Below are 18,171 nucleotides of genomic sequence, written 5' to 3'. Positions count from 1 at the left end.
GTCCGGATGCCGGGAATGGGCGGGCTGCGACCTTTGGCGACATGGCGGAAGGGGAAGCTTCGGGGCAAGAGGGGGGAAGCGCGACGGCTCGGGAACGAGACCGGAGGAGCCATGCGCTTACCGCATAACGGCATTGACGCACAAAAGCCGCTTCAGCCATTGCGACCGAACGCGCCTGCGCCTATCTGTGCCCGTGAGGCGGTAATCGAGTTTCTCTTACCACCTCATACCTCCCTGTTGGACTTGGCCGAGCGAAAGCTCGGCCTTTTTTTCGCCTTTCGCTGCGATGCGGCAGAAAGGGGCAGTCGAACGGGCCCCCGGCGCAAAAACCGGGCGGGGGGTGAAGGCGGCAGGGCGGGAATCGGCGCCATGGTGAAGGCGGCTTAACCTCAATTTCAGCCGAATCGGGTCTCTGTGGCGGGTGTTTTGCCAGGGAAGGCCGAAAATGACCCGGATCGACGATCTCAAGACGTGGTTTCAAAATCAGGGTCGGATCGCCCCTATGGCCGAGGCGTCGCAGACAATCGACGCCTCGGGCGACCTCTCCATCCTGTCCAACGGCGCGCTTGTGACGGTCGAGAGTACCGGGCTCTTGACCTGCCCGACGGACCACAGCCTGGTCGATATCGAGGCCGAGCGCATTGTCATGACCAACCTCGGGCAAATCCTGACAGAGGGTCGCTCCTGGCAACCCGGCATTGCCTTGATGGGCGACGAGATCTTGCTGACCAATGTCGGGACGATCTCGGCAGGGATCACGGTCCATGGCGGCCAGGTCGACTTCCGCAACGAGGGGACGATTTCGGGCGAAGTCTGGCTGGGGGGCACGGTGATTGTCGTCAACACCGGCATCATGGGCGATGCCGATCTTGGCTCGGAGCGCGTCGAGGTGACGAATGCGGGGCAGATGGGCTGGGTCCTGCTGTCCGGTGGGGATGACATTTACCGCGAGGTCGGACAGGGGCGGGCCGACATGCTCTTTGCCAGTTCGGGCGACGACCTGATCCTGGGCGGGCGTTCCTATTCGTACATGTGGGGCGACGAGGGGTGCGACACCCTGGCTGGCGGCGGCGGCGGGGACTGGCTCTTTGGCGGCACGGACAATGATGTCCTGCGCTCTTGGGGCGACGGATTTTCGCTTTTGTCCGGTGACGAGGGGGATGACCTCGTTTCCTCTGGCAGAGGCGGCCATGACCATCTTTTCGGCGGCATGGGCCAGGACACGCTCCGGGGCGGCGACGGCCAGGACGACCTGTCGGGCGGCGGCGGGCGGGACTGGCTGAACGGCGGCGAGGGCAATGACACGATCGAAGGCGGCTGGGGCAGCGACACGCTGTCGGGCGGGGCGGGGGCGGACCTGTTTCTCTTCACCCAGCGAAGCTCTGGCGAGGACAGGGTCCGCGATTTCCACCAGGGAGAGGACCTCATCCGCCTGGGCAGGGAACTGCACCTCGTCACCGGCTTTTCCGGCCAGGCCGGAGAGGTTCGGATCGCCGATGCCAACAGGATCGAAGGCGACCGGGACGGCGACGGGCAGGCCGACTGGGCGGTCACTTTCCTGGGGGTCGGGGCGCTTGCCCTCTCGGACTTCGGCTAAGGCGCAATTTTTGCGCCCCCGCCCCCTTCCCGGCCTTCCCCTTTCCCGCCCCTTGCCCTAAAGGCCAAGGCAAAGCCGCTTTAGGGAGACGCCCATGACCGACCCCGTCATCACCCCCGAAATCGTAGCCTCCCACGGGCTGAAGCCGGACGAATGGGAGCGCCTCTTGGGCATCATCGGCCGCGAGCCGACTTTCACGGAACTGGGCATCTTCTCGGCCATGTGGAACGAGCATTGTTCCTACAAGTCGTCGAAGAAATGGCTGCGCACCCTGCCTACGACCGGCCCCCAGGTGATCTGCGGCCCGGGTGAGAATGCGGGCGTGGTCGATATCGGCGACGGCCAGGCGGTGATCTTCAAGATGGAGAGCCACAACCACCCCTCCTATATCGAGCCCTACCAGGGGGCGGCGACCGGGGTTGGCGGCATCCTGCGCGACGTCTTCACCATGGGCGCGCGTCCCATCGCCGCGATGAACGCGCTGAGCTTCGGCGAGCCGTCGCATCCCAAGACCAAGCAACTGGTCAAGGGCGTGGTTGAAGGCGTGGGCGGTTACGGCAACGCTTTCGGCGTGCCGACCGTGGGGGGAGAGGTGCGCTTTCACCGCTCCTATAACGGCAATTGCCTGGTGAATGCTTTCGCGGCGGGCCTGGCTGACGCCGACAAGATCTTCTACTCGGTGGCCTCGGGCGTGGGCATGCCCGTGGTCTATCTCGGCGCCAAGACGGGGCGCGACGGGGTGGGCGGCGCCACCATGGCCTCGGCCGAATTCGACGAGACGATCGAGGAAAAGCGCCCCACCGTCCAGGTCGGCGACCCCTTCACCGAAAAGCGCCTCCTGGAAGCCTGTCTCGAGCTGATGGCAAGCGGCGCGGTCATCTCGATCCAGGACATGGGGGCTGCGGGCCTGACCTGCTCGGCGGTCGAGATGGGCGACAAGGGCGGTCTTGGCATCAAGCTGCAGCTGGACCAGGTTCCCCAGCGCGAGGCCAATATGACGGCCTATGAGATGATGCTGTCCGAATCCCAGGAGCGGATGCTCATGGTCCTCAAGCCCGAGCTCGAGGATGTCGCCCGGGCGATCTTCGTCAAATGGGACCTCGATTTCGCCATCGTGGGCGAGACCATCGCCGAGGACCGCTTCCTGATCATGCATGGCAACGAGATCAAGGCCGACCTGCCCTTGTCGAAACTCTCCTCCTCGGCCCCGGAATACGACCGGCCCTGGGTGGAAAGCCCCCGGCCTGAGCCCCTGCCCCCCCTGCCCCGCATCGGCGCGCTGGAGGCGCTTCGGTCGCTGCTTTCCAGCCCGTCTTATGCGCAGAAGGCCTGGGTCTATGAGCAATACGACGCCCAGGTTCTGGCCGACACGATCCGCAAGCCCGGCCTCGGCGCGGGCGTGGTGCGGGTGCATGGCACGAAGAAGGCCCTGGCCTTCACCTCCGACGTGACCCCGCGCTACGTCAAGGCCAACCCGTTTGAGGGTGGCAAGCAGGCGGTGGCGGAAGCCTATCGCAACCTGACCGCCGTTGGGGCGCTGCCGCTCGCCACGACCGACAACCTGAACTTCGGCAACCCGGAAAAGCCCGAGATCATGGGGCAGCTCGTGGGCGCGTTGAAAGGGATCGGTGCGGCCTGCATCGCCTTGGACATGCCCATCGTCTCGGGCAACGTGTCGCTCTATAACGAGACCGACGGCAAGGGCATCCTGCCCACGCCGACCATCGGCGCCGTGGGGCTTTTGGCCGATGCCGCAACCTTGATCGGCGGGTTGCCGCAGACGGGCGACCGCGCCGTGGTCATCGGCCGCACGCTCGGCCATCTCGGCCAAAGCGCCCTCCTGGCAGAGGCCTTTGGCATCGAGGCCGGCGATCCGCCCCCCGTCGACCTGGTGGCCGAAAAGCGCAACGGCGACTTCATCCGGGCCCATGGCGCGGCGTTCCACGCCTGCACGGACCTCTCCGATGGCGGCCTGGGTCTTGCGGCCTTCGAAATGGCCGAGGGCGCGGGTCTGGGCCTGACCCTGGTCATGGCCGATGTGGCGACGCTCTTTGGCGAGGACCAGGCGCGCTACCTCGTCTCCGTGGCGCCCGATGCCCTGCCCGCGCTGAAAGCCGCAGCCGAGGCGGCGGGCGTGGCCCTGGCCGATGTCGGCAGCTTTGGCGGTGACAGCGTGACGCTGGGCGACGAAACCGCGGCCCTGGCCGAGCTCTCGGCGCTGTATCGTGGCGCCTTTGCCCAGGCCGTGGCGTGAGGCTGAGGCCAGCGACGCCCGCGGACTTCGCCTTCATCCGGTCGCTCGCAGGGCGGCCGGATTATGCGCCCTTCATCAGTGACGACGACGAGGACGAGCTGGCCGCCCATCTCGCGACCTCGGCCCATCGGCTCTTGATCTGGGGCGACCAACAGGGTTTCGCGCTTTACTGCGGCATCGGAGAGCCCTCGGGCGCCGTCGAGCTGCGCCGCCTCGCCCTGGCTCAGACGGGGCGCGGCGAGGGTCAGGCCTTCCTCCGCGCGATGGTCGACTTCGCCTTCCGTGACCTCAAGGCGGCACGGCTCTGGCTGGATGCCTCCTCGGAAAACCCCCGCGCCCAGGCCAGCTACCTCAAGGCCGGCTTCACCTTCGAGGGCCGGATGAGGAGCCACTGGTATCGCCCCGCGCTGGGGCGCAACGTCGACCTGATGCTTTACGGCATGCTGCGCGCCGAATGGCAGGCCCTCCCGCCTCTGACGGATGCGCCTCTTGCGCCCCTGAACCCCGCTTACTAAGTTCCCCGAAAAGGAGAGACCCATGCCCATCACCGCCGCCGAGATCGAGGCCCTGATCCGCGAGAGCTTTCCCCAGGCCCAGATCAAGGTCCAGGGCGACGACGGCCAGCATTTCCAGGCCGAGGTCGTGGACGCCTCCTTCGAGGGCATGAGCCGGGTGAACCAGCAGCGTGCGGTCTATGCAGCGCTGAAGGGCAAGATGGACGGGCCTGCGGGTGCGCTCCATGCCCTGGGGTTGACGACACGGGCGCCCTGATGTTCGAGGCCCTGCACGCGGCCTCCACCTGGGCAGTCAAGCTCTGGCCCATCCTGAAATGGGTGGTGGGCTTCCTCGGGGTCATCGGCGCGATCTGGGACTGGCTCGCGCTCTTCAAGGGTCCCTTCCGCCGCCCGGACCCGGCGCACAAGGCCGCAGTCGAAGCCCTCTCCCGCCCCCATGCCAAGGCCGAGGCCCGGATCGCATCCCATCTTGGCACCGACCTCGAATCCCCCCATATATCCCACATGACACCGCCGCCCGACCGGCCGCTGGAGGACAAGACAGATGACCGCGCTTGATACGATCAAGGATACCGTCGAGAAAAACGACGTCGTGCTTTTCATGAAGGGCACCAAGATGATGCCGCAATGCGGGTTCTCCTCGCGCGTGGCGGGGATCCTGAATTACCTCGGCCTGGACTATGCCGATGTGAACGTCCTGGCCGATGCGGAAATCCGCCAGGGGATCAAGGACTTCTCCGACTGGCCCACGATCCCGCAGCTTTACGTCAAGGGCGAGTTCGTCGGCGGCTGCGATATCGTGACCGAGATGACGCTCTCGGGCGAGCTGGACCAGCTTTTCGAGGCCAAGGGCGTGAGCTTCGACAAGGCCGCCGCCGACAAGATCCGCGAAGCCAACCAGGGCTGAGCCAGCCCCGCCGACTGCACCGGGGCGCGGCCACGCCCCCGGTGGCCCTGCCGACTGCGGGGCCAGCGCGCGCGTGGAGGACGGGTCCTGCGGCAAGGCTCCCGGGGGAGAGAGTCGGGCCAGGCAGCCCAAGGTCACTGCCGCAGTCCGCTTGCTTTCGCGGCAAGAGACCGGCATACGACCGGCCCCGAAGGACCAGCCCGCCCCTTCAAACCTTCCCCCCTCGCGCGCCTTGTGCCATCCAGGCCAGCCCACGCGACCTGCCGGCTTTTCACCTTGGCCCAAATACTACACGGGAGGTCCGGAGGGTGTGAAACCCTCCGGGGGCACCGCCTGTCCGGCGTTCAAAAGCCTGGCACCGCGCCGCGCAGGGCGAAAGGCGGCAAGGCTCAAACCCTCTTCCCCCTTTCACCTTGGCCCAAATATCCCACGGGAGGTCCGGAGGGTGTGAAACCCTCCGGGATCACCACCCGCCCCGCGCCCGAAAGCCTGCAACCGCGCCTCACAGGGAAAAAGGCGGCAAGGCTCAAAGCCTCTTCCCCTTTCACACTGCGCAAATATCCCACGGGAGGTCCGGAGGGTGTGAAACCCTCCGGGCGTGCCGCTGCAAAGGCGCGTCGAGGGCTGGCCTCCTTCCAAGGTGGGCCACAGGGCGGCCCCCCTTTTCGCGCCAGCCCCAATATCCCAAGGCTGTGAAATCCTGCGCGTGCCGCTCCTCGCCCAGGGTTCAGCGCCGCGCGCCGCGCGAGGCACAGCGCCCTGCCGCCTGCGCCTCAGGGGGCGATGCCGCCTTCGGTGCTGGCCTGGCCCGCGGATGCCCCCTTGGTGGGGCGGCAGCCCTCGGCCACGACTTTCGGCTTTGCACCCTGGGCATCGATGGCAGTCAGGCTCCCCTTGCCGCGCTTGGTTTCCCAGCGCAGCTTGGGATAGAACCCGTCGGGATCGTCGTGATACAGGCTCTCCCAGACACTGTCCTGCCTTGGGTCCGCAGCTTCACCAGCGGCAAAATAGAGCGCGTCATGCGGATAGGGGCTTGCGGTCAACATCAACGACAAGGCATCCCCGCAGCAGATGGAAAAATGCGTCTTGATGTCGTAATCCCCCCGGCATTCCCAGGAGGTCACGCCCTCTGCCAGGCCAGCGACCGGCAGCGCCGCCAGCCCAAGCGCCATCAGGGCCTTAGCCCGCAACGGCGTCGGCCTTGCAGCCCGACTTCTGCACGGTTTCGGTCCCCGCCGCACTCAGCGACAGCGTGCCAAGCCCCGCGCCGTCCAGCTCCCAGACGTGATGCGTGCCGTCCGAGGGCCAGGACCAGCGTTGCTTGCCCTCTTCCTGGATCAGCGTCTCGGGGCCGGCCAGCGTGATCTTGCCCTCGCCGTAATCGACCGAGAGCTTGCCGCCCGTGGCACAGGTGTATTTCACCACCTTGCCCGGCAGCGCAGGCGCGGGCTTTGCCGTCTCTTCGGGGGCCACGCAGCCCGCCAGAAGCAGGGCCAGGACGGGGGTCGCCAATGTCAAACCAAAGGTCTTCATGCCACAAGCTCCTCGATGCGACCGGCCAGGGCCTCGGCACTGGCGGCCAGTTGCTCCAATTCTTCCGGGACGGCGTCTTGATGGGCGGGCGCGGCGCCGGCTTCCAGCTCGGCCAGCCGCGCCTTGGCCTGGGCCAATTCCTCTTCAAGGCTCGCCGTCCGGTCGGCCAGCATCAGCCCTGCCATCAAGAGCATCCGCGCCTCGGGCAGGCGGCCAAGCTGGGCCTGGATCGGTTGGGCCTCGGCATCCAGCATGGCGGCGGCGGTGGTCAGGAAATGCTCCTCCCCCGCCCGGCAGGTGACGAAGAACTTGCGCTCGCCGATCGAGATTTCGACATCAGGCATGGGCGGCCTCCTCGGCGGTGACGATGCGGTCGAGCTCCGAGAGGATATCGGCCATCTCGGTCGTCTCGCTGGCCCTTTGGGCGCGCAGGCTTTCCAGCTCGGCCGCCATGGCATGGTTGATCAGGGCGGGATCGGGCGTCCCCTCGGCCAGGGCCTCGGACAGGCGGCGGACCTCTTCCCGCAGGGCCGCGACCGAGGCGCGCAGGCGCTGGTTGTCCAGGCTCTGCGCATCGATCTGGCGCAGGAGCCGCTCGTCGCCCGAGGCTTCGGCGCGTTCGGCATTGGCCGTCTCGACCGCCTCGTGGAAATCGGCCAGCTGGGCCTCGGCCTCGGTGCGTGCCTTGCGTTCGGCATCCAGAAGCGCTTGCAGATGGGCGATCTCTTCGACCTGGGCGGCAGAGGGGCCACCGATGGGCAAACGGTCGATCCCGGCATCGATCCGCCCCAAAGCCGCGCGGATGCGCTGTTCCACCTGTGACCAATCGCTCATTTTCGCCTCACTTCCGGGCGCATGGCCAAACTCCATGCGCCTTTCGGCCAGAGTGCGGAGGGGGCGGGGCGGCGTCAAGCGGGAATTCCGTCCCGGTTTGCGCAATTTGGGGCAGTGAAGCGGCAGGATAGGCCGCCGCCTTCTTGCAACTTGGGACAGGGCTGCTATGCACCTCGGCGAACCTCACCAATAAAGGATCAGGACGTGGACATTCAGACCCTCCGCACCCGTCATCCCGACCACTGGATGCGCGCCGCTGCCATCCGCACCCTGACGCTGGATGCCGTGGCCGCCGCCAATTCGGGCCATTCCGGCATGCCGATGGGCATGGCCGACGTGGCCACGGTCCTCTTCGAAAAGCACCTGCGCTTCGACCCCAAGGCGCCGAACTGGCCCGACCGCGACCGGTTCATCCTCTCGGCCGGCCATGGGTCGATGCTGATCTACAGCCTGCTCTACCTGACCGGCTACGAGGATATCACGCTGGACCAGATCAAGGGCTTCCGGCAATGGGGCATGCGGACGGCGGGTCACCCCGAGTTCGGCCATGCCGGCGGGATCGAGACGACGACCGGGCCGCTGGGCCAGGGCATCGCCAATTCGGTGGGCTTTGCCATTGCCGAGGCGAACCTGCGCGCCCGCCTGGGTGCCAAGGTGATGAACCACCGCACCTGGGTCATCGCGGGGGATGGCTGCCTGATGGAGGGCGTCAGCCAGGAGGCGATTGCCCTGGCAGGCAAGCAGCAGCTCTCGAACCTGACGGTCTTCTGGGATGACAACGGCATCACCATCGACGGCAAGGTCTCGATTGCCGATGTCACCGACCAGAAGATGCGCTTCCTGGCTTCGGGCTGGGCGGTCTTCGAATGCGACGGCCATGACCCCGAGGATATCGACCGCGCCATCACGGCCGCGAAGAAGAGCGACAAGCCGCAGCTGATCGCCTGCAAGACGCATATCGCCCTGGGCTCTTCGGCGCAGGACACGTCCAAGGGTCACGGGGCGCTGACCGATGCGAAGCTGATCGCCGACACCAAGGCCGCCTATGGCTGGACCGGCGGCCCCTTCGAGATCCCGGCGGCCATCAAGGCGCAGTGGGAGGCCTTCGGGGTCCGTGGCGCCGAGGCCCGTGCTGCCTGGGAGGCCAATCTCGCCGCCATGCCTGCTGCCCGGCAGAAACTGGTCGCGCGTCTCTTCTCGGGTGCGGTGGATGAACGGGCCCTGGCGCGTGCCATCCTGGGCGTGAAGAAGGCGGCCGTCGAAGCCAAGGCCAAGATCGCCACCCGCTCGGCCAGCGAAAAGGTCCTGACCGCCGTCAACCCGGTGGTCTTCGAGACCATCGGCGGCTCGGCCGACCTGACCGGGTCGAACAACACCAAGACGCCGGACCTGGGGGTCTTCTCGCCCGAGGATCGCAAGGGCCGTTATGTCTATTACGGCATCCGCGAGCATGGGATGGCGGCGGCGATGAACGGCATGGCCTTGCATGGCGGCGTGCGGCCCTATGGCGGCACCTTCATGTGCTTCACCGACTATGCCCGGCCCTCGATGCGTCTGTCGGCTCTGATGGGGGTCCCGGTCGTCTATGTGATGACCCATGATTCCATCGGTCTGGGCGAAGACGGCCCGACCCACCAGCCGGTGGAGCACCTGGCGATTTCGCGGTCGACGCCCAACACCCTGGTCTTCCGCCCCTGCGACCTGGTCGAGACGGCAGAGGCCTGGCAGATTGCGCTGAGCCAGAAGTCCACGCCTTCGGTCCTGGCGCTGAGCCGTCAGAACCTGCCGACGCTGCGGACGGATGCCGGGGCGGTCAACAAGGTGGCCAAGGGGGCCTATGTCCTGGCCGAGGCCGAGGGGAAGCGCCAGGTCATCCTGATGGCCACGGGGTCCGAGGTCGAGATCGCCATGAAGGCCAAGGCCACGCTGGAGGCCGAAGGGATCGGCACCCGCGTCGTCTCCATGCCTTCGATGGAGCTTTTCGCGGCCCAGGACGAGGCCTACCGCAAGCGCATCCTGCCGCCCGGTTCGGTGCGCATCGCCATCGAGGCGGGCGTGCGCCAGGGCTGGGACCGCTGGCTCCTGGGCCAGGGCGGGCGCGAGGCCAAGGCGGGCTTCGTCGGCATGAAGAGCTTCGGCGCCTCGGCCCCGATCGACCGGCTGTATAAAGAGTTCGGGATCACGGCGGAAGACACCGTGGCCCTGGCCAAGTCGCTGATCTGAGCGGGTCCTTGGGGTTTCACCGGCATGGAATGCCGGTGAAACCCCAAGGAGGAGGCGGGGGGGCTGCCGCCCCCCCGCACCCCCCTGCCCAAAGGGGAGCACGCTCCCCTTTGGAAACCCCGTGGATATTTCTGAACAGATGAAACGAGGGGCGCTTTTGGGGCGCCCCTTTTCGTTTGGGATCAGGCCTTCTTGGGCGAGAGCCGGGCGTAGATCGGGGCGATGACCCGGGTGGCGAGGGGGATCAGCGCGAGGCCGAGCGCGAGGCCGATCACGCCGTCGCAGAAGGCGGTGACGGCCCAGGCGGTGAAGCCGCCAAGCGGCAGGACATGGGCGGCGGCCTCGGCCCAATGGTGGATCACCTCATAGGGCGCGGCCCAGAGATGGGTGACCTCCAGCCCATGCAGCACGATGGAGCCGCCAACCCAGAGCATCGCCGCCGTCCCCACGGTGGAGAGGAAGGCCATGAGCCCCGGCATCCCCGCGACCAGCCCGCGCCCGAAGGCCCGGCCAAGGCCGGTGCGGGCGGTGGCGGCCAGGTGCAGGCCGATGTCATCCATCTTCACGATCAGGGCCACGGCGCCATAGACCGCCACGGTGATCAGCGTGCCCACGACGGCGAGCGTCACGGCCTCGGTCCAGAAGTTGCTTTCCGGGATCGCGGCCAGCGCAATCGTCATGATCTCGGCCGAGAGGATGAAGTCGGTCTTGATCGCGCCGGCGACCTTTTCCTCCTCCAGATGGGCGGGGTCGGCGGTGTCGAAATCCGCCTCGACATGGGCCTCGGCATGGGGGGCGAGGGCGTGGAAGACCTTCTCGGCGCCCTCGAAGCAGAGATAGGCGCCACCCAGCATCAGAAGCGGCGTGATGGCCCAGGGCGCGAAGGCGTTCAGCGCGAGAAGCCCGGGCAGAAGGAACAGAAGCTTGTTCTTCAGCGATCCCATGGCGATGCGGCCGATGATCGGCAGTTCCCGCTTGGCCTCGAAACCATGGACATATTTCGGCGTCACCGCCGCATCGTCGATCACGACGCCCGCCGCCTTGGCCCCGGCCTTGGCCGCCGCCCCCGCGATATCGTCCACCGAGGCCGCCGCCACTTTGGCAATCGCCGCCACATCGTCCAGAAGTGCCAGAAGCCCGCTCATCATGTCCCTTTCGTTTTCGTCTTGATAAAGGCTGCACCGCAGAAATCAACTGCCTCGCTGTTAGCGAAAACATGCACAGTTACCGCTAACAAATTGAATTTCCTTGTGATTCCATCTTTTCATCGCGGGACTTCGCCGCTATGCGGCAAGTCAGGCGCAAAGCAGGAGAGCCCCATGATCACCATCGGAATCAACGGCTTCGGCCGCATTGGACGTTGCACCCTGGCCCATATCGCGGAGTCGGGCAGGAACGACGTCCAGGTCGTGGCGATCAACGCCACGGGGCCGATCGAGACCAATGCCCATCTTCTGCGCTATGATTCCATCCATGGCCGCTTCCCGGGCGTGATCCGCACGGAGGGCAATACGCTGGACCTGGGCCGAGGTCCGATGCGGGTCATGTCGACCTATAACCCCGAAGAGCTGGATTGGGAGGGCTGCGACGTGGTCCTCGAATGCACCGGCAAGTTCAACGAGCGCGAGAAGGCGGCGGTCCACCTGGGTCGCGGCGCGAAGCGGGTCCTGGTCTCGGCGCCGGCCAAACGGGCGGATATGACGGTGGTTTACGGGGTCAATCACCGCGCCTTGACCGATGCTCACCACGTCGTCTCCAACGCCTCCTGCACGACGAATTGCCTGGCGCCTCTGGCCAAAGTGCTGAACGACACGATTGGGATTGAAGAGGGGATCATGACCACGATCCACTCTTACACCGGCGATCAGCCGACGCTCGACCGCCGCCACAAGGACCTCTACCGGGCGCGGGCGGCGGCCATGGCGATGATCCCGACCTCCACCGGCGCGGGCAAGGCCATCGGCGAGGTCCTGCCGGAGCTCGCGGGGCGGCTCGACGGCTCCTCGATCCGGGTGCCCACGCCCAATGTCTCGGCGGTCGATCTGACCTTCCGGGCGGGGAAATCGGTGACCGTGGCGGAGGTCAACGAGATCGTGCGCGAGGCGGCGCAGGGTTACATGGGCATGGTCATGTCCTATGACCCCGAGCCCAAGGTCTCTATCGACTTCAACCACACGCCCTATTCGTCTATCTTCGCCCCTGACCAGACCAAGGTCGTGGGCCGCATGGTCCGGGTCCTGGCCTGGTATGACAACGAATGGGGCTTTTCCTGCCGTATGGCCGATGTGGCCGGCGTGATGGGGCGGCTCCTCCACTAGGGAGGCGGCCATACGCGGACATCTGATCATCGCCGGGATCATCCTTGGCCTTTTCCTCCTGGACGCTGCGCTCAATCAGGGCGCAGCCTTTCTTTTTCTGGCACGCAAGGTGATGGACCTTGCGCTCTATATGACTTTCTGGCGTCATTAGGTGCAAACGACCATTTGCAGTTGAAATCCGGCGCAAACTGGCGATGTTAGCGCTATCTTTCCGGCGCCCTGAGTCGCGCCATGTCCCAAGGAGGCACCATGTCCGTCAAAGTCGCCATCAACGGGTTCGGCCGCATCGGTCGCAACGTCCTGCGCGCCATCATCGAATCGGGCCGCACCGATATCGAGGTCATCGCGATCAACGATCTGGGCCCGGTGGAAACCAATGCCCACCTGATGCGCTTCGACAGCGTCCATGGCCGCTTCCCCGGGGTTGTCACCACGGGAGCCGACTGGATCGACGTGGGCCGTGGCCCGATCCGCGTCACCGCGATCAAGAACCCGGCCGAGCTGCCCTGGGGCGATGTCGATATCGTCATGGAATGCACCGGCATCTTCACCAGCAAGGAAAAGGTCCAGGCGCACCTGGAGAACGGCTCCAAGCGCGTGCTGATCTCGGCCCCCGGCGATGGCGCGGACAAGACCATCGTCTACGGCGTGAACCACCACACGCTGACCAAGGATGACATCGTCGTCTCGAACGCTTCTTGCACGACGAACTGCCTCTCGCCCTTCGCCAAGGTGCTGAACGACGTCATCGGGATCGAGAAGGGGATGATGACGACCATCCACTCTTACACCGGCGACCAGCCGACCTTGGACACGATGCACAAGGACCTCTACCGCGCCCGCGCGGCGGCCCTGAACATGATCCCGACCTCGACCGGGGCCGCCAAGGCCGTGGGCCTGGTCCTGCCCGAGCTGAAGGGCAAGCTCGACGGTTTCGCGATGCGCGTGCCGACGCCGAATGTCTCGGTCGTCGATCTGAAGTTCATCGCCAAGCGCGCGACGACCGTCGAAGAGATCAACGCGGCCATCAAGGCGGCCGCCGATGGCCCGCTGAAGGGGATCCTCGGCTATACCAACGACAAGAATGTCTCGATGGACTTCAACCATGACAGCCATTCCTCGGTCTTCCACATGGATCAGACCAAGGTGATGGACGGGACCTTTGTCTCGGTCCTCTCCTGGTATGACAACGAATGGGGCTTCTCGAACCGCATGTCGGACACGGCCGTGGCCATGGGCAAGCTGATCTGAGCCCCGAGTCGAACCCGTTGAATTTTAATGAAAAGGCGCCTTCGGGCGCCTTTTCGCATTTTGCCCGGGTTTTGACCCGATCCTTGGGGGCTTTGGTCTGAATTTGGGCAGGAGCTAGGTTAATTTTGCGTTAGCTATGCACTCAGCGCAACGCCGCACCGCAGCAATGGCGGTTGTTTGGGTGCCGGAAAGGTCCATATTCGGGTCACGGGGATGGAAAGCCCCGCTGGACAAGGACCGACACCATGAAGCACCTGATCGCCCGCTACCGCGCCGAGGCCGTGAAATTCGCCCTCTACCGCAAGACCCGCGACGAGATCGCCATGCTGCCGCGCTCTGTCGCCATCGACCTTGGCCTCTTCCCCGAGGATGCCGACCGTATCGCCCGCGAGGCTGTCTGGGGCTGAGGATGGCCCCGCGCTGGACAGGTTCCAGCTTGCAAGGAGTGATGTGATGAAGACCCTGTTTGCCGCCTATCGTGACTATGCCGCCAAGCGCGCGCTTTATGTCCGCACCCGCAACGAGATCGCCAACCTCTCCCGCGCCGAGGCGCTGGACCTGGGGATCTATCCCGAAGACGCCGCCAAGATCGCGCGTCAGGCCGTCTGGGGCTGAGACCCCGCACCCGGCGGCGCGACCGCGCGCTGCCCCGATGAAATGGAGATGAAGATGAAGAAGTTCCTTGCCCGTGTCGAACAGGAAGCCCACCGCCGCGCCGAATACCGCCGCATCCGCGACGAGATCGCGGGCCTCAGCTGGCGCGACCAGCTGGACATCGGGATCAATGCCAGCGATGCCGACCAGATCGCCCGCCAGATGATCTACGGCTGAGCTGACCGGCTCGAACCACGACAAAGGCCCCCTCCGGGGGCCTTTTGCATGGGATGGGGGGGAAGAGGGCCCTGCCGACTGCCCCCGCAGCCTGCGCGCCGGACACGGCGCTCCGCCGACTGCAGGACCTGCTTGGGCGGACAGGATCGCGCGACGCCGCGCTGTCCTGGCAGTCGGCGGGGCCATGGGTGCATGGTGAGCGAAAAGGTGCAGTCGGCAGGGCGCATCCGGCCAGGTCGAAAGGGAGCCCGGCAGAGGGGCAAGGCAGAGGGGCCGGCAGGAGCGCCTCTCGCAGTCGGCGGGAATTCGCGGCCGGAAGCCAAGGGACCTCTCAGTCGGCAGCGGCGACCGGCCAAGCGGGCTGCGCCCCACAGTCGGCAGGGCAGGACGCTTAAATCGAACGCGACCTCGCATTCGGCAGAGCCGCGAGGTCAGGCGAATAGGGCTCCCAGTCGGCAGAGCCAGGCAGCCGGATACAAGGCGACCTTTCAGTCGGCAGAGCCACGTGGGCCGCCCAAAAGCGACACGCAGCCGGCAGGACAAGGCTGCCGCGGGCCGAAGCGACGGTGCAGTCGGCGGGGCCAAGCGCAGTCGGCGGCCCCCCTCTCCCCCCTCAGCCCGCCAGCTTGATCTTGGTCACCTTGGCGCGCGGGCGGGAGGGTTTCTTCTGCATCTCGGGCTTGATCTCTTTCAGGCCCACCAGGAAGCGCTTGGCATTGTCGCGGTAGTTTTCCGCCGATTTCAACAGGCGCGCGATCTCTTCCTCGCTCAGGGCCCGCACCACGCGACCGGGGCTGCCCATGACCAGCGAGCCATCGGGGATCTCTTTCCCCTCGGTCACCAGGGCGCAGGCGCCGATCAGGCAGTTCTTGCCGATCTTGGCCCCGTTCAACACCGTGGCCCCCATGCCGATCAGGCTCCCTTCGCCGACCGAGCAGCCATGCAGCATCGCCCGATGGCCAATCGTGCAATTCGGCCCGATCAGAAGGGGAAAGCCCCAATCGGTGTGCAGGACCGCATTCTCCTGGATATTGGAGCCCTGCCCCACCCAGATCATCTCGTTGTCGCCGCGCAGAACCGCGCCGAACCAGACCGAAACCTCATCCTCCAAAAGGATCTTGCCCAGGACATGAGCCCCGGGCGCCACCCAGGCCCCCAGCCCCAGTTCCGGAGCCACGCCATCCAGGTCATAGATCATCGCGCCGCAAACTCCCGGTTCAAGCCTCGTACGAAATCGGCCAGGTCCGGCTGTCGATCCCGTTTCAGACGTTCTGCACGCAGAATGGTGACCAAACCGTCAAAGGCCCTGTCAAGATCATCATTCACGATCACATAATTGTACTCGCTCCAATGGCTGATCTCGGACTGCGCCTTTTCCATGCGCCCCTGGATCACCTCCGCACTGTCCTGGCCCCGCCCGTTCAGGCGCGCCTCCAGGTCGGCGATCGAGGGCGGCAGGATGAAGACCGAGACCACGTCGCGGCCCATCGCATGGGTGATCTGCTGGCCGCCCTGCCAATCGACGTCGAAGAGCGTGTCGCGGCCCTCGGCCATGGCGGCCTCGACCGGGCCCCTCGGGCTGCCGTAAAGATTGCCGAAAACCTCGGCATGTTCCAGCATCTGGTCCCGCGCCACCAGGTCCTCGAATTCAGCGCGGGTCTTGAAGTAATACTCCCGCCCCTCCTCTTCGCCCGGGCGCGGCGCCCTTGTCGTGGCCGAGACCGAAAAGCGCAAGCTCGGGTCCCAGGCCATCAGCTTGCGTGACAGGGTCGACTTCCCCGCCCCCGAGGGCGAGGAAAGGATCAGGAGAAGGCCCCGTCTTGGCATGGTCACTCCACGTTCTGTGATTGCTCGCGCATTTGGTCGATCACGGTCTTGAGGTCAAGCCCGATGCGGGTCAGCTCGATGGACTGCGCCTTGGAGCAGAGCGTATTGGCCTCGCGCAGGAACTCTTGCACCAGGAAGTCGAACTTGCGGCCGACCTGGCCCGGATCGGCCAGAAGCGCGCGGGCGGCCGCGACATGGGCCTTCAGGCGGTCGATTTCCTCGGTGATGTCGTTCTTGACGGTGAGCAGGGCAAGCTCTTGCGCAATCCGCGTCTCGTCCAGCCCCTCGGAGGCCTGGAGGAGCCGCGCCACCGCCTCGCGCAGGCGGCTCCCCGCCTGGTCGGCACGCAGGGCCATGGCCTGGGCGGCCTCTTCAACGAGAGCCGCGATGCGGTCCAGCGCAGCGCCCAGGATGGCATTCAGCGCAGCGCCTTCGGAGGCGCGCATGGCCTGGAAGGCGGCCAGAAGCCCCGGCAGATCGGCCAGGATCGCCGCACGCAAGGCGCCCGTGTCGATCTCGGCCGCACTGGAATCGAGCACGCCCCGCAAGGTCAGCACATCGGCCGCCGTGGCCTGGCCCAGGGTCACGCCGACCTGCATGGCGGCATCCTCGACCTGGCGCAGCGCCTCCAGCGCAGCCGAAAGCGCGGCAGGGTTCAGCCGCAGCCCCTCCACCCCCTCGCCCATGCCATCGCGCGAGACCTTCAGCGTCAGGGAGACATTGCCCCGGCCGAGGGCCTTGGTCAGCTCGGCCCGCAAGGCCAGCTCCAGCCCGTCGATCCACTCCGGCACCCGCAACCGCAGATCGAGCCCCTTGCCGTTCACCCCCCGCATCTCCCAAGACCAGGAATGGCCCGCGCCCTGGCCCTTGGCCGTGGCAAAACCAGTCATCGAAACGGTCATCGGAGCCTCCTTCGGGCTTGCAACCAGAGGCTGCAGAAGTTTACCATTTGTCGAGATTGTACGCCAAATCTCGCATGAAGCGTGTATGTTAAGGCATCGGTAACAGATGTTGCCGCGGGATTAACCTCTCCTCGATCTGGCCGCAGCGCCAAGGTCCTGGACCGTCAGGGAGCCACGGGAGATCGTGGCGGTGATACATGGCATTGTCGTTTCTGGGCAAGAGTGGAAAAACCGGCACCAACTCGGGCGGACCTGGCGGGCCTCGCTTTGCCATGCTGGCGGAGGTTCGGGCTTATTGGGAGGGCCTGCGGGTCGGCGGCTCGCTGCCGGCGCGGGACCGGATCGATCCGCGCGGGATCGCGGGGGCCCTGGAGAACACCTTTCTCCTGGAGCGCATCGCGCCGGGCATCGCGCGGTTCCGGATTGCCGGGATGATGGTGCATGACGTGATGGGGATGGATGTGCGCGGCATGCCCTTGTCGGCGCTCTATGAACCCCAGGGCCGCAACCGGCTGTCGGATGCGCTGGAGGGAGTCTTTGCGGGGCCTGCCACGCTGGAACTGTGGCTCGAGGCCGAACGGTCGATCGGGCGGCCTCCGCTGGAGGGCCGGATGCTGATCCTGCCCCTGACCTCGGCTTCGGGCAAGACCGAGCTGGCCCTGGGCTGCCTGGCGCTGGATGGCGTCGTGGGCCGGGCGCCGCGCCGGTTCGCGATTTCGGGGCTGATGAGCGAGGTGATCGAGCGCCGGGGCCAGGGCGACCGCCGCGAGGGGCCGAGGGTCGGCGCGGACGAAGCGCTGGACCGCCGCCTGCCGGACTTGCCGCCGATGCAGCCGAGGACCGCGCAGCCCCAGATGCAGCCGGGCTTTGCGGCCCCGCCGCAAGCGAGCTTCGTGGGCGCGCCATCGAGCCGTCCTCCGCGCGCCGAGAAGGGCAAGCCCTATCTGCGCCTCGTGCATTCGCGGGACTGAAAGCCTCTGCCAAGGAGCGCCGTCGCGGGGATCTTTCCGGCTGGCGGAACCCCAGGAGCGGCGCAAAGCGCCGCGCCTCCTCCAAGAGAAAAGCCACGGGGCAAAGCCCCGTGGCTTTTCTCTTGGACCCTGAAGCGGGAACCTTTCGCCCATCAGGCCAAGCCAGCAAGCTGGCATGACCTTCGGGCGAGAGCGGGGGGGAGGGGGG

Annotated in this window: 21 protein-coding genes; 13 read left to right on the top strand and 8 right to left on the bottom strand. The window is 66.3% G+C overall.

Features of this window, described 5'->3' with window-relative positions; genetic code table 11:
• Positions 1-502: 502 nt before the first annotated feature.
• From GV832_RS09640 to grxD, 6 genes are all read left to right on the top strand, one after another.
• Positions 503-1,597, top strand: coding sequence for a calcium-binding protein (locus tag GV832_RS09640; RefSeq protein WP_168774648.1), 1,095 nt, complete (start codon positions 503-505; stop codon positions 1,595-1,597).
• Between the two features lie 94 nt (positions 1,598-1,691).
• Positions 1,692-3,851 carry a phosphoribosylformylglycinamidine synthase subunit PurL gene (gene purL / locus GV832_RS09635; RefSeq protein ID WP_168774647.1) on the top strand — a complete coding sequence of 720 codons (2,160 nt, stop codon included), beginning with the start codon at positions 1,692-1,694 and terminating at the stop codon, positions 3,849-3,851.
• Entirely contained in the window at positions 3,848-4,366 is a 519-nt protein-coding gene (locus GV832_RS09630) for a GNAT family N-acetyltransferase (RefSeq protein ID WP_168774646.1), read from the top strand. Before purL ends, GV832_RS09630 begins: the two co-directional genes overlap by 4 nt.
• A 22-nt stretch (positions 4,367-4,388) precedes the next feature.
• The gene (locus tag GV832_RS09625) at positions 4,389-4,622 is read left to right on the top strand and encodes a BolA/IbaG family iron-sulfur metabolism protein (protein WP_168774645.1); all 234 of its coding nucleotides are present in this window, start codon (positions 4,389-4,391) and stop codon (positions 4,620-4,622) included.
• A complete protein-coding gene (locus GV832_RS09620; RefSeq protein WP_168774644.1) occupies positions 4,622-4,924 on the top strand; it encodes a hypothetical protein in 303 nt (100 codons plus the stop codon). The genes GV832_RS09625 and GV832_RS09620 overlap by 1 nt, the downstream gene beginning before the upstream one ends.
• Positions 4,911-5,273: a Grx4 family monothiol glutaredoxin gene (grxD, locus tag GV832_RS09615; RefSeq protein ID WP_168774643.1), complete on the top strand. Its 363-nt coding sequence runs from the start codon at positions 4,911-4,913 to the stop codon at positions 5,271-5,273. Before GV832_RS09620 ends, grxD begins: the two co-directional genes overlap by 14 nt.
• Before the next feature lie 773 nt (positions 5,274-6,046).
• On the opposite strand, the gene GV832_RS09610 is transcribed toward grxD, so the two are convergent.
• Genes GV832_RS09610 through GV832_RS09595 form a run of 4 tightly spaced genes read right to left on the bottom strand, consistent with a single transcriptional unit; the run spans position 6,047 to position 7,640 of the window.
• Complete coding sequence (locus GV832_RS09610) at positions 6,047-6,445, bottom strand: hypothetical protein (protein WP_168774642.1); 399 nt, start codon at positions 6,443-6,445, stop codon at positions 6,047-6,049.
• 7 nt (positions 6,446-6,452) lie between these two features.
• On the bottom strand, positions 6,453-6,806 hold the full coding sequence (locus GV832_RS09605) for a hypothetical protein (RefSeq protein ID WP_168774641.1): 354 nt from the start codon (positions 6,804-6,806) through the stop codon (positions 6,453-6,455).
• Entirely contained in the window at positions 6,803-7,150 is a 348-nt protein-coding gene (locus tag GV832_RS09600; protein ID WP_168774640.1) for a cell division protein ZapA, read from the bottom strand. The genes GV832_RS09605 and GV832_RS09600 overlap by 4 nt, the downstream gene beginning before the upstream one ends.
• Positions 7,143-7,640, bottom strand: coding sequence for a hypothetical protein (locus GV832_RS09595; protein ID WP_168774639.1), 498 nt, complete (start codon positions 7,638-7,640; stop codon positions 7,143-7,145). The genes GV832_RS09600 and GV832_RS09595 overlap by 8 nt, the downstream gene beginning before the upstream one ends.
• A gap of 204 nt (positions 7,641-7,844) precedes the next feature.
• Between GV832_RS09595 and tkt the strand changes: the two genes are divergently transcribed.
• Complete coding sequence (gene tkt / locus GV832_RS09590; protein WP_168774638.1) at positions 7,845-9,863, top strand: transketolase; 2,019 nt, start codon at positions 7,845-7,847, stop codon at positions 9,861-9,863.
• A 182-nt stretch (positions 9,864-10,045) separates the two neighbouring features.
• On the opposite strand, the gene GV832_RS09585 is transcribed toward tkt, so the two are convergent.
• Positions 10,046-11,008, bottom strand: coding sequence for a DUF808 domain-containing protein (locus GV832_RS09585; protein ID WP_168774808.1), 963 nt, complete (start codon positions 11,006-11,008; stop codon positions 10,046-10,048).
• Between the two features lie 174 nt (positions 11,009-11,182).
• Between GV832_RS09585 and gap (GV832_RS09580) the strand changes: the two genes are divergently transcribed.
• From gap (GV832_RS09580) to GV832_RS09560, 5 genes are all read left to right on the top strand, one after another.
• Entirely contained in the window at positions 11,183-12,181 is a 999-nt protein-coding gene (gene gap / locus GV832_RS09580) for a type I glyceraldehyde-3-phosphate dehydrogenase (RefSeq protein WP_168774637.1), read from the top strand.
• A gap of 249 nt (positions 12,182-12,430) precedes the next feature.
• Positions 12,431-13,432: a type I glyceraldehyde-3-phosphate dehydrogenase gene (gap, locus tag GV832_RS09575; protein WP_168774636.1), complete on the top strand. Its 1,002-nt coding sequence runs from the start codon at positions 12,431-12,433 to the stop codon at positions 13,430-13,432.
• A gap of 245 nt (positions 13,433-13,677) precedes the next feature.
• Positions 13,678-13,839 (top strand): hypothetical protein, encoded by a 162-nt coding sequence (locus GV832_RS09570; protein WP_168774635.1) that lies wholly within the window; start codon positions 13,678-13,680, stop codon positions 13,837-13,839.
• 46 nt (positions 13,840-13,885) lie between these two features.
• Positions 13,886-14,047 carry a DUF1127 domain-containing protein gene (locus tag GV832_RS09565; protein ID WP_168774634.1) on the top strand — a complete coding sequence of 54 codons (162 nt, stop codon included), beginning with the start codon at positions 13,886-13,888 and terminating at the stop codon, positions 14,045-14,047.
• Positions 14,048-14,101: 54 nt separating this feature from the next.
• Positions 14,102-14,263 (top strand): hypothetical protein, encoded by a 162-nt coding sequence (locus tag GV832_RS09560; RefSeq protein ID WP_168774633.1) that lies wholly within the window; start codon positions 14,102-14,104, stop codon positions 14,261-14,263.
• Positions 14,264-14,876: 613 nt separating this feature from the next.
• Here the strand turns inward: GV832_RS09560 and GV832_RS09555 are convergent.
• The 3 genes from GV832_RS09555 to GV832_RS09545 are packed head-to-tail and all read right to left on the bottom strand — an operon-like array spanning position 14,877 to position 16,992.
• Positions 14,877-15,461 (bottom strand): gamma carbonic anhydrase family protein, encoded by a 585-nt coding sequence (locus GV832_RS09555; protein ID WP_168774632.1) that lies wholly within the window; start codon positions 15,459-15,461, stop codon positions 14,877-14,879.
• Positions 15,458-16,090: a guanylate kinase gene (gene gmk / locus GV832_RS09550; protein ID WP_168774631.1), complete on the bottom strand. Its 633-nt coding sequence runs from the start codon at positions 16,088-16,090 to the stop codon at positions 15,458-15,460. Before gmk ends, GV832_RS09555 begins: the two co-directional genes overlap by 4 nt.
• A 2-nt stretch (positions 16,091-16,092) precedes the next feature.
• Positions 16,093-16,992, bottom strand: a complete 900-nt coding sequence (locus GV832_RS09545; RefSeq protein ID WP_168774630.1) for a YicC/YloC family endoribonuclease — start codon at positions 16,990-16,992, stop codon at positions 16,093-16,095.
• Positions 16,993-17,189: 197 nt separating this feature from the next.
• Here GV832_RS09545 and GV832_RS09540 point away from each other — a divergent pair, with 197 nt between their 5' ends.
• Positions 17,190-17,963, top strand: coding sequence for a PAS domain-containing protein (locus GV832_RS09540; protein WP_168774629.1), 774 nt, complete (start codon positions 17,190-17,192; stop codon positions 17,961-17,963).
• Positions 17,964-18,171: the final 208 nt, after the last annotated feature.

It is taken from the genome of Stagnihabitans tardus (assembly GCF_009925085.1).
In the GTDB taxonomy this organism is placed as follows: Bacteria; Pseudomonadota; Alphaproteobacteria; order Rhodobacterales; family Rhodobacteraceae; genus Stagnihabitans; species Stagnihabitans tardus.
The sequence above is the reverse complement of the archived record's forward strand: the minus strand, read 5'-3'. Positions and strand labels throughout refer to the sequence as shown.

Excerpts from the sequence above, each read along its gene's own strand:
- GV832_RS09640 (WP_168774648.1), top strand. The coding sequence starts at position 503 with ATGGCCGAGGCGTCGCAGACAATCGACGCCTCGGGCGACCTCTCCATC.
- purL (WP_168774647.1), top strand. The coding sequence starts at position 1,692 with ATGACCGACCCCGTCATCACCCCCGAAATCGTAGCCTCCCACGGGCTG.
- GV832_RS09625 (WP_168774645.1), top strand. The coding sequence starts at position 4,389 with ATGCCCATCACCGCCGCCGAGATCGAGGCCCTGATCCGCGAGAGCTTT.
- GV832_RS09620 (WP_168774644.1), top strand. The coding sequence starts at position 4,622 with ATGTTCGAGGCCCTGCACGCGGCCTCCACCTGGGCAGTCAAGCTCTGG.
- grxD (WP_168774643.1), top strand. The coding sequence starts at position 4,911 with ATGACCGCGCTTGATACGATCAAGGATACCGTCGAGAAAAACGACGTC.
- GV832_RS09610 (WP_168774642.1), bottom strand. The coding sequence starts at position 6,445 with ATGGCGCTTGGGCTGGCGGCGCTGCCGGTCGCTGGCCTGGCAGAGGGC.
- GV832_RS09605 (WP_168774641.1), bottom strand. The coding sequence starts at position 6,806 with ATGAAGACCTTTGGTTTGACATTGGCGACCCCCGTCCTGGCCCTGCTT.
- GV832_RS09600 (WP_168774640.1), bottom strand. The coding sequence starts at position 7,150 with ATGCCTGATGTCGAAATCTCGATCGGCGAGCGCAAGTTCTTCGTCACC.
- GV832_RS09595 (WP_168774639.1), bottom strand. The coding sequence starts at position 7,640 with ATGAGCGATTGGTCACAGGTGGAACAGCGCATCCGCGCGGCTTTGGGG.
- GV832_RS09585 (WP_168774808.1), bottom strand. The coding sequence starts at position 11,008 with ATGAGCGGGCTTCTGGCACTTCTGGACGATGTGGCGGCGATTGCCAAA.
- gap (WP_168774637.1), top strand. The coding sequence starts at position 11,183 with ATGATCACCATCGGAATCAACGGCTTCGGCCGCATTGGACGTTGCACC.
- gap (WP_168774636.1), top strand. The coding sequence starts at position 12,431 with ATGTCCGTCAAAGTCGCCATCAACGGGTTCGGCCGCATCGGTCGCAAC.
- GV832_RS09570 (WP_168774635.1), top strand. The coding sequence starts at position 13,678 with ATGAAGCACCTGATCGCCCGCTACCGCGCCGAGGCCGTGAAATTCGCC.
- GV832_RS09565 (WP_168774634.1), top strand. The coding sequence starts at position 13,886 with ATGAAGACCCTGTTTGCCGCCTATCGTGACTATGCCGCCAAGCGCGCG.
- GV832_RS09560 (WP_168774633.1), top strand. The coding sequence starts at position 14,102 with ATGAAGAAGTTCCTTGCCCGTGTCGAACAGGAAGCCCACCGCCGCGCC.
- GV832_RS09555 (WP_168774632.1), bottom strand. The coding sequence starts at position 15,461 with ATGATCTATGACCTGGATGGCGTGGCTCCGGAACTGGGGCTGGGGGCC.
- gmk (WP_168774631.1), bottom strand. The coding sequence starts at position 16,090 with ATGCCAAGACGGGGCCTTCTCCTGATCCTTTCCTCGCCCTCGGGGGCG.
- GV832_RS09545 (WP_168774630.1), bottom strand. The coding sequence starts at position 16,992 with ATGACCGTTTCGATGACTGGTTTTGCCACGGCCAAGGGCCAGGGCGCG.
- GV832_RS09540 (WP_168774629.1), top strand. The coding sequence starts at position 17,190 with ATGGCATTGTCGTTTCTGGGCAAGAGTGGAAAAACCGGCACCAACTCG.